This window comes from Pseudomonas sp. SDO5522_S412 (assembly GCF_054071215.1).
The window spans coordinates 1-9,338 of sequence record NZ_JBSVWQ010000221.1 but is presented as its reverse complement, the minus strand read 5'-3'; the positions used below and the strand labels follow the sequence as shown (position 1 = coordinate 9,338).

The following is a 9,338-nucleotide window of genomic DNA, read 5'->3' as shown; positions in this document are numbered from 1 at the left end:
TGCCGCTTTTGCAAAGTGACTCGCTGTAAGAGCGAAACCATAAGTAGCCGTTACCGCAGAAACGGATATGTACACAATCAAACCACCTCAGCCTGCCGCACCTGCTTCTCCAGTTCAGCCTTCAACCCCGGCTCCAACTTAAGCTGCCGCGCCAACTCATCGAGGTAAGCCTTCTCCATGAAGTTCTCCTCATCCACCAACATCACACTGGCGATATACATCTCGGCAGCCAACTCCGGAGTACTGGCAGCCCGAGCCACATCTGCCGGATCCAGCGGCTTGTTCAGCTCGGCATGTAACCACTGCTGCAACTCACGATCGTTATCCAGCTTCACAAACTCCCCTTCGATCAACGCCCGCTCACGCTCATCCACATGCCCGTCAGCCTTGGCCGCAGCCACCAGCGCCTTCAAAATCCCCTGGCTGTGCTGCTCGACCTGGGCCGGCGGCAACCGATCAATGGTCTGCGGCTCCCCTTGAGGCGCACTGGCCTGCTGCGCCTGCCAATTACCGTAGGCCTTGTAGGCAATCACCCCCAAAGCAGCCAACCCGCCATAGGTCAGCGCCTTGCCGCCAAACTTGCGGGCTTTCTTGTTGCCCAGCAACAGACCCATGGCGCCGGCCGCGAGGGCCCCACCACCGGCACCGCCAAGCAAGCTACCCAACCCGCCGCCACCCAGCAGTCCGCCAAGGGCACCCTTGTCATCTGACTTGCGCTGCCCGCCAGCCTTGTTCTGCAACATGTCCTGGCCGGATTTGAGCAGTTGATCGAGCAATCCACGGGTATTCATTCACAACCTCCAGAAACTCAAGTTCACAGGACCAATAGGCCCCCAGCGTAAAACTAAGTGCCAAAAACCCCCGATCTAGAGTGCTTCCAGATGTAACGCGCTTACCCCTCAATTAAAACGATATACACTCGAACAAATCTATAAAAACACCCCACTGGTAATTCCAGCATGATGACCTTGCGTCAGATCCGTCACTTCATCGCCGTGGCCGAGACCGGTTCGATCTCCGCCGCTGCCCAGACCGCCTTCATCTCCCAGTCCACCCTGACCCTGGCGATCCAGCAACTGGAACAGGAAATCGGCGTCAACCTGTTCAACCGCCACGCCAAGGGCATGACCCTGACCCACCAGGGCCACCAGTTCCTGCGCCAGGCGCACCTCATCCTCGCCACCGTCGACAACGCCAAGCGCAGCCTGCAACAGAGCACCGACCAGGTGGCCGGGCAGTTGATCATCGGCGTGACCAGCCTGGTCGCCGGCTACTACCTGGCGGACTTGCTTACCCGCTTCCAGCGCGCCTACCCCAATGTCGAAATCCGCGTGATGGAGGACGAACGCCCCTACATCGAACACCTGCTGGTCAGCGGTGAAATCGACGTCGGCGTGCTGATCCTCTCCAACCTCGAAGACCGCCACGCCCTGCAAACCGAAGTGCTCACCCACTCGCCCCACCGTTTATGGCTGCCCGCCCAGCACCCGCTGCTGGAACACGACAGCATCAACCTGGCGGATGTGGCGCGCGAGCCGCTGATTCAACTGAACGTCGACGAAATGGGCCACAACGCCCAACGCATGTGGACCGGCGCCGGGCTGCAACCTCGCGTCACCTTGCGCACCGCCTCGACGGAAGCCGTGCGAAGCCTGGTCGCCGCCGGCCTGGGCGTGTCGATCCAGCCGGACATGACCTACCGCCCCTGGTCCCTGGAAGGCGACATCATCGAGGCCCGGCCGATTGCCGACCTCAGCCAGACCCTAGACGTGGGCCTGGCCTGGCGCCGGGGCACGGCGCGCCCGGCGCTGGTGGACCCATTCCTGACGGTGGCCCGCGAACAGCCCCACCCACGCAAGCCATCTATTTAATCGAATGCTGCTTTCAGTATTTAGTATTTGTTGACCTCGCGCCTGACCTCTAGTCTCTGCTCATCCCATAAGAGAAGGTCAGGCGCCTCGCACGAGAACAGCCATGACCACACAAGAAAAGAGATCGCGAAAAATGTCTGGCGCGCCCACACCGCTGCTCACTGCGTTGCTGATCGACGGCGAACTGGTCCCGGGCCAGGGGTTTGTCGAGCCGATCATCAACCCGGCCACCGGTGAAATCCTCACCCATATCGCCGAAGCCAGTACCGAGCAGGTCGAAGCCGCAATCCTCGCCGCCCACCGGGCCTTTGCCGGTTGGTCGCGGACCACGCCCCAGCAGCGTTCGAACATCCTCCTGGGCATCGCCGAGACAATCGAAAAACAAGCCGACTACCTCGCCCGCCTGGAATCGCTGAATTGCGGCAAGCCGCTGCACCTGGCACGTCAGGACGATTTGAGCGCGACCGTCGATGTGTTCCGTTTCTTCGCCGGCGCCGTGCGCTGCCAGACCGGGCAACTGAGCGGTGAATACCTGCCGGGCTACACCAGCATGGTGCGTCGCGATCCGATTGGCGTGGTGGCCTCCATTGCGCCGTGGAATTACCCGCTGATGATGGCCGCCTGGAAAATCGCCCCGGCCCTGGCGGCCGGTAATACCCTGGTGTTCAAGCCGTCGGAACATACCCCGCTGTCGATCCTGGCCCTGGCGCCCGTACTGAGCCAGTTGTTGCCGCGCGGGGTGATCAACATCCTGTGTGGCGGCGGCGAAGGGGTCGGCAGCCATTTGGTCAGCCACCCGAAGGTGCGCATGGTCTCGTTGACCGGCGATATCGTCACCGGGCAGAAGATCCTCCAGGCCGCCTCCAAGACACTCAAGCGCACGCACCTGGAGCTGGGCGGCAAGGCCCCGGTGATCGTGTGCAACGACGCCGACCTGCAAGCCGTGGTCGAAGGCGTGCGCGCCTACGGTTACTACAACGCCGGCCAGGACTGCACCGCCGCGTGCCGCATCTACGCCCAGGCCGGCATCCACGACAAATTGGTGGCCGAGCTCGGCGCCGCCGTCAGCAGCCTGCGATTTGCCGGCAAGCGCGATGCCGACAACGAACTCGGCCCGCTGATCAGCACCCGCCAGCGCGACCGCGTCGCCAGTTTTGTCGAACGCGCCCTCGGCCAGCCGCATATCGAACGCATCACCGGCGCCGCCGTGCATTCCGGTGCTGGCTTCTTCTACCAGCCAACCTTGCTGGCCGGTTGTAAACAGAATGATGAAATCGTGCAGCGCGAAGTGTTCGGCCCGGTGGTCACCGTGACCCGCTTCGACGAGCTGGAACAGGCGGTGGACTGGGCCAACGACTCGGAATACGGCCTGGCCTCCTCCGTGTGGACCCAGAATCTGGACAAGGCGATGCAAGTGGCGTCGCGCCTGCAATACGGCTGCACCTGGATCAACAGTCATTTCATGCTGGTCAGCGAAATGCCCCACGGCGGCTTGAAGCGCTCGGGGTATGGCAAAGATCTGTCCAGCGATTCGCTACAGGACTACAGCGTGGTGCGGCACATCATGGCGCGCCACGGCCAGCATCTTTAAAACAACAACTACGCTCACGCACCACCTGCTGCAAAAACTGCCCCGACCATAATTAAAGAAGAGGGAACCCCCATGTCTGCGCACAAGACCGCACTGCTCAGTGCCCTGACCACCGCGCTGCTGGCCAGTGTCAGCATCCAGGCCGCCGAACCGCTGAAGGCGGTGGGTGCCGGTGAAGGCCAGTTGGATATCGTCGCCTGGCCCGGCTATATCGAACGTGGCGAAAGCGACAAGAACTACGACTGGGTCACCGGTTTCGAGAAAGAGACCGGCTGCAAGGTCAACGTCAAGACCGCCGCCACCTCCGACGAGATGGTGAGCTTGATGGCCAAGGGCGGCTACGACCTGGTCACCGCATCCGGCGATGCCTCGCTGCGGTTGATCGTCGGCAAGCGCGTACAGCCGATCAACACCTCGCTGATTCCCAACTGGAAGAACATCGACCCGCGCCTGAAAGATGCGCCGTGGTACGTGGTCGGCCAGCAAACGTACGGCACGCCGTACCAGTGGGGCCCGAACGTGTTGATGTACAACACCAACGTGTTCAAGACCGCGCCCACCAGCTGGAACGTGGTGTTCGATGCGCAGAACCTGCCGGACGGCAAGCCGAACAAAGGCCGCGTGCAGGCCTATGACGGCCCGATCTACATCGCCGATGCGGCGCTGTACCTCAAGGCAACCAAGCCGGAACTGGGCATCCAGAGCCCGTACGAGCTGACCGAAACCCAGTACAAGGCCGTGCTCGACCTGTTGCGCGCCCAGCAGCCGTTGATCCACCGCTACTGGCATGACACCACCGTGCAAATGAGCGACTTCAAGAACGAAGGCGTGGTGGCCTCCAGCGCATGGCCCTATCAGGTCAACGGCCTGGTCAATGAGAAGCAGCCGATTGCCTCGACCATTCCGAAGGAAGGCGCCACCGGCTGGGCGGATACCACCATGCTGCACACCGATGCCAAGCACCCGAACTGCGCCTACAAGTGGATGGACTGGTCGCTGCAGCCGAAGGTCCAGGGTGATGTGGCCTCGTGGTTCGGTTCGTTGCCGGCGGTTCCCGCGGCGTGCAAGGAAAGCGAACTGCTGGGCGCCGAGGGTTGCAAGACCAACGGTTTCGACCAGTTCGAGAAGATCGCCTTCTGGAAAACCCCGCAGGCTGAAGGCGGCAAGTTCGTGCCGTACAGCCGCTGGACCCAGGATTACATCGCGATCATGGGCGGGCGCTAAGCACTCCCTAGTTGATCGTTCCCACGCTCCGCGTGGGAATGCCTCCTGTGACGCTCCGCGTCACGACTTTAAGGGCGGACGCGGAGCGTCCAGCGCTGCATTCCCACGCAGAGCGTGGGAACGATCACCTCTACCTCCGATTTAATTTTTACAAGACGCGCCTTTTTGGAGCACCGCACCATGACGCTTGCAGTCCAATTCACCCACGTTTCCCGTCAGTTCGGCGAAGTGAAAGCCGTTGACCGGGTTTCCATCGATATCCAGGACGGCGAGTTCTTTTCCATGCTCGGCCCTTCCGGCTCGGGCAAAACCACGTGCCTGCGCCTGATCGCCGGGTTCGAGCAACCCAGTGCCGGCTCCATCCGCATCCACGGTGAGGAAGCCGCCGGCTTGCCGCCGTATCAGCGCGACGTGAACACTGTGTTCCAGGATTACGCGCTGTTCCCCCACATGAACGTGCGGGACAACGTGGCCTACGGCCTGAAAGTCAAAGGCGTAGGCAAGACCGAACGCCTCAACCGCGCCGAAGAAGCGCTGGGCATGGTCGCCCTCGGCGGTTACGGCGACCGCAAGCCGGTGCAACTCTCCGGCGGCCAGCGTCAACGTGTGGCCCTGGCCCGCGCACTGGTCAATCGTCCGCGCGTATTGCTGCTGGATGAGCCCCTCGGCGCTCTCGACCTGAAGCTGCGCGAACAGATGCAAAGCGAGCTGAAGAAACTGCAACGCCAACTTGGCATCACCTTCATCTTCGTCACCCACGACCAGACCGAAGCACTGTCGATGTCCGACCGTGTGGCCGTATTCAACAAGGGCCGCATCGAACAGGTCGACACCCCGCGCAACCTGTACATGAAGCCCGCCACCACCTTCGTCGCGGAATTCGTCGGCACCTCCAACGTGATTCGCGGCGAATTGGCGCAACGCTTGAGCGGTAACCCGCAGCCGTTCTCGATCCGCCCGGAACACGTGCGTTTCGCCGAAGGCCCGCTGGGCAGCGGCGAGGTGGAAGTCAGCGGCCTGCTGCATGACATTCAGTACCAGGGCAGCGCCACCCGCTACGAACTGAAACTGGAAAACGGCCAGGCGCTGAACATCAGCCAGGCCAACAACCAATGGCTGGACACCACCGCCGGGCATCAAGTCGGCCAGTCCATCACCGCGCGCTGGGCGCGGGAAGCCATGACGCCGTTGACCGACATCGCAGGCGAGGTGTGACATGAGCCTGGCCCTGTCCCAACCGCCGATGCGCAGGTTTTCCAACCTGCTGTACAAGAAGCCCAACCTGTACCTGTCGCTGCTGCTGGTGCCGCCGCTGATCTGGTTTGGCGCAATCTATTTGGGTTCGTTGCTGACCTTGCTGTGGCAAGGCTTCTATACGTTCGATGACTTCACCATGGCGGTCACCCCTGACCTGACCCTGGCCAACTTTGCCGCGCTGTTCCAGCCGTCGAACTTCGACATCATCGTGCGCACCTTGAGCATGGCGGTGGTGGTGTCCATCGCCAGTGCCATCGTCGCGTTCCCGATCGCCTACTACATGGCGCGCTACACCACCGGCAAGACCAAGGCGTTTTTCTACATCGCGGTGATGATGCCGATGTGGGCCAGCTACATCGTCAAGGCCTACGCCTGGACCCTGCTGCTGGCCAAGGGCGGCGTGGCGCAGTGGTTCGTGCAGCACCTGGGCCTGGAGCCGGCGCTGCAATTCATCATGGGCATTCCCGGCGTGGGCGGCAGCACCTTGAGCACCTCGCACCTGGGGCGGTTCATGGTGTTTGTGTACATCTGGCTGCCGTTCATGATTCTGCCGATCCAGGCCTCGCTGGAGCGTTTGCCGCCATCGTTGCTGCAGGCCTCGGCAGACCTCGGCGCCAAGCCGCGCCAGACCTTCATGCAGGTGATTCTGCCGCTGTCGGTGCCGGGGATCGCGGCGGGTTCGATCTTTACGTTCTCGCTGACCCTGGGCGACTTCATCGTGCCACAACTGGTGGGCCCGCCGGGTTACTTCGTCGGCAGCATGGTGTACGCGCAACAAGGCGCTATCGGCAACATGCCCATGGCCGCGGCGTTCACCTTGGTGCCGATCGTGCTGATCGCGGTTTACCTGTCCATCGTCAAACGTCTGGGGGCCTTCGATGCACTCTGAAAAAGCCTCACTCAGTCTAAAAATCGCGGCCTGGGGCGGGTTGGTTTTCCTGCACTTCCCGATCCTGATCATCTTCCTCTACGCCTTCAACACCGAAGAGGCGGCGTTCAGCTTTCCACCCCAGGGCTTCACCCTGAAGTGGTTCAGCGTGGCCTTCTCGCGGCCGGACGTATTGGAAGCGATCAAGCTGTCGCTGCAAATCGCGGCCATCGCCACGCTGATTGCGATGGTGCTCGGCACCCTGGCCTCGGCGGCGTTGTATCGCCGGGAGTTCTTCGGCAAGCAAGGCATCTCGCTGATGCTGATCCTGCCGATTGCACTGCCGGGGATCATCACCGGTATCGCGTTGCTCGCGACCTTCAAGACCCTGGGGATTGAGCCGGGGATGTTCACCATCATCGTCGGCCACGCGACCTTCTGCGTGGTGATCGTCTACAACAACGTGATCGCCCGTTTGCGCCGCACTTCCCACAGCCTGATCGAAGCCTCGATGGACCTCGGCGCCGACGGCTGGCAGACCTTCCGCTACATCATCATGCCCAACCTCGGCTCGGCGTTGCTGGCCGGCGGCATGCTGGCGTTCGCGCTGTCGTTCGACGAAATCATCGTCACCACCTTCACCGCCGGCCACGAGCGCACCTTGCCGCTGTGGCTGCTCAACCAGTTGAGCCGGCCACGGGATGTGCCGGTGACCAACGTGGTGGCGATGCTGGTGATGATCGTGACGATGTTCCCGATCCTGGGTGCCTATTACCTGACCCGCGGCGGCGAAAGCGTGGCCGGTAGTGGCGGTAAATAACTGACAACACATTGCCACTGAAGGAATGAGATTCAAATGTGGGAGCGGGCTTGCTCGCGAAAGCAGTGGATCAGTCAGCTTATGTGTCAACCTAAAGACCCTACTCGCAAGCAATCCCGCTCCCACACTTGAACCGGTTTCGGCAGGGGAAACGATGCAGCTTTAAGAGGACTGAACCATGCAAACCAAACTGCTGATCAACGGCCATCTGGTCGAAGGCGAAGGCCCGGCGCAGCCAGTGTTCAACCCGGCGTTGGGTCGGGTACTGGTGGAAATCAAGGAAGCCAGCGAAGCCCAGGTCGACGCCGCCGTGCGTGCTGCCGACAGCGCTTTTGAAGGCTGGTCGCAAACGCCACCGAAGGATCGCTCGCTGCTGCTGCTCAAACTCGCCGACGCCATCGAAGCCCACGGCGCAGAGCTGGCCAAGCTTGAGTCGGACAACTGCGGCAAACCCTACAGCGCCGCGCTGAATGATGAGATCCCGGCGGTGGCCGATGTGTTCCGCTTCTTCGCCGGCGCCAGCCGCTGCATGAGCGGTTCGGCCGGCGGCGAGTACCTGCCGGGCCACACCTCGATGATCCGCCGTGACCCGGTGGGCGTAATTGCCTCCATCGCGCCGTGGAACTACCCGCTGATGATGGTCGCCTGGAAAATCGCCCCGGCCCTGGCCGCCGGTAATACCGTGGTGCTCAAGCCTTCGGAACAAACTCCGCTGACCGCGCTGCGCCTGGTGGAACTGGCCGCTGAAATTTTCCCGGCCGGTGTACTCAACCTGGTGTTTGGCCGTGGGCCAACCGTGGGCAGCCCGCTGGTGAATCACCCGAAAGTGCGCATGGTGTCGCTGACGGGTTCGATTGCCACCGGGGCCAATATCATTTCCAGCACTGCCGACAGCGTCAAACGCATGCACATGGAATTGGGCGGCAAGGCGCCGGTGATCATCTTCAACGACGCCGATATCGACGCGGCGGTGGAAGGCATTCGCACCTTCGGCTTCTACAACGCCGGGCAGGATTGCACCGCTGCGTGCCGGATTTATGCACAGGCCGATATCTACGACGCGTTCGTCGAGAAGCTCGGCGCGGCGGTTGCCAGCATCAAATACGGTTTGCAGGATGACCCGGCCACCGAGCTGGGCCCGCTGATCACCGCACAGCACCGTGACCGTGTGGCCGGGTTTGTGGAGCGTGCCGTGGCGCAATCCCATATCCGCCTGATCACGGGTGGCAAGGCGGTGGAAGGCAACGGGTTCTTCTTTGAGCCGACCGTATTGGCCGACGCGCAGCAGGACGATGAAATCGTGCGCCGCGAAGTGTTCGGGCCAGTAGTGTCGGTAACCAAATTCAACGACGAGGCCCAGGTATTGGCCTGGGCCAACGATTCGGACTACGGCCTGGCCTCTTCCGTGTGGACCGCCGACGTCGGCCGCGCCCATCGCCTGGCTGCACGGTTGCAGTACGGCTGCACCTGGGTGAATACCCACTTCATGCTGGTCAGCGAAATGCCCCATGGCGGTCAGAAACTGTCCGGCTACGGCAAGGACATGTCCATGTACGGCCTGGAGGACTACACCACCGTTCGCCATGTGATGTTCAAGCACTGACCCTTTACCCCTGTCGAAGCGAGCTCACTGTGGCGAGGGGGGTTGTTCCCCCTTGGCTTTGTAGGGGTCCAAAAATCCCCGGAGCGCTTCTCACCCCCGCGGGA

General features: G+C 62.0%; 8 protein-coding genes. 7 read left to right on the top strand and 1 reads right to left on the bottom strand.

The window, feature by feature from the left end; all coding sequences use genetic code 11:
• Positions 1-77 precede the first annotated feature (77 nt).
• Positions 78-791 (bottom strand): tellurite resistance TerB family protein, encoded by a 714-nt coding sequence (locus tag ACW9I6_RS27335; protein ID WP_003209547.1) that lies wholly within the window; start codon positions 789-791, stop codon positions 78-80.
• Positions 792-959: 168 nt separating this feature from the next.
• On the opposite strand from ACW9I6_RS27335, the gene ACW9I6_RS27330 reads away from it, so the two are divergent.
• From ACW9I6_RS27330 to ACW9I6_RS27300, 7 genes are all read left to right on the top strand, one after another.
• Positions 960-1,871, top strand: a complete 912-nt coding sequence (locus ACW9I6_RS27330) for a LysR family transcriptional regulator (RefSeq protein WP_003209548.1) — start codon at positions 960-962, stop codon at positions 1,869-1,871.
• Between the two features lie 133 nt (positions 1,872-2,004).
• Positions 2,005-3,462: a gamma-aminobutyraldehyde dehydrogenase gene (locus ACW9I6_RS27325; RefSeq protein WP_003209549.1), complete on the top strand. Its 1,458-nt coding sequence runs from the start codon at positions 2,005-2,007 to the stop codon at positions 3,460-3,462.
• 72 nt (positions 3,463-3,534) lie between these two features.
• A complete protein-coding gene (gene ydcS / locus ACW9I6_RS27320; RefSeq protein ID WP_003209550.1) occupies positions 3,535-4,686 on the top strand; it encodes a putative ABC transporter substrate-binding protein YdcS in 1,152 nt (383 codons plus the stop codon).
• Between the two features lie 180 nt (positions 4,687-4,866).
• The gene (locus tag ACW9I6_RS27315; RefSeq protein ID WP_003209551.1) at positions 4,867-5,901 is read left to right on the top strand and encodes an ABC transporter ATP-binding protein; all 1,035 of its coding nucleotides are present in this window, start codon (positions 4,867-4,869) and stop codon (positions 5,899-5,901) included.
• 1 nt (position 5,902) lies between these two features.
• Entirely contained in the window at positions 5,903-6,832 is a 930-nt protein-coding gene (locus ACW9I6_RS27310) for an ABC transporter permease (protein ID WP_457340045.1), read from the top strand.
• Entirely contained in the window at positions 6,822-7,631 is an 810-nt protein-coding gene (locus ACW9I6_RS27305) for an ABC transporter permease (RefSeq protein WP_003209553.1), read from the top strand. The genes ACW9I6_RS27310 and ACW9I6_RS27305 overlap by 11 nt, the downstream gene beginning before the upstream one ends.
• 178 nt (positions 7,632-7,809) lie before the next feature.
• Positions 7,810-9,234 (top strand): gamma-aminobutyraldehyde dehydrogenase, encoded by a 1,425-nt coding sequence (locus ACW9I6_RS27300; RefSeq protein WP_003209554.1) that lies wholly within the window; start codon positions 7,810-7,812, stop codon positions 9,232-9,234.
• Positions 9,235-9,338: the final 104 nt, after the last annotated feature.

What these genes read in the sequence shown, in the direction of transcription:
- ACW9I6_RS27300 (WP_003209554.1), top strand. Translation starts at nt 7,810, where the DNA reads ATGCAAACCAAACTGCTGATCAACGGCCATCTGGTCGAAGGCGAAGGC.
- ACW9I6_RS27330 (WP_003209548.1), top strand. Translation starts at nt 960, where the DNA reads ATGATGACCTTGCGTCAGATCCGTCACTTCATCGCCGTGGCCGAGACC.
- ydcS (WP_003209550.1), top strand. Translation starts at nt 3,535, where the DNA reads ATGTCTGCGCACAAGACCGCACTGCTCAGTGCCCTGACCACCGCGCTG.
- ACW9I6_RS27305 (WP_003209553.1), top strand. Translation starts at nt 6,822, where the DNA reads ATGCACTCTGAAAAAGCCTCACTCAGTCTAAAAATCGCGGCCTGGGGC.
- ACW9I6_RS27335 (WP_003209547.1), bottom strand. Translation starts at nt 791, where the DNA reads ATGAATACCCGTGGATTGCTCGATCAACTGCTCAAATCCGGCCAGGAC.
- ACW9I6_RS27310 (WP_457340045.1), top strand. Translation starts at nt 5,903, where the DNA reads ATGAGCCTGGCCCTGTCCCAACCGCCGATGCGCAGGTTTTCCAACCTG.
- ACW9I6_RS27315 (WP_003209551.1), top strand. Translation starts at nt 4,867, where the DNA reads ATGACGCTTGCAGTCCAATTCACCCACGTTTCCCGTCAGTTCGGCGAA.
- ACW9I6_RS27325 (WP_003209549.1), top strand. Translation starts at nt 2,005, where the DNA reads ATGTCTGGCGCGCCCACACCGCTGCTCACTGCGTTGCTGATCGACGGC.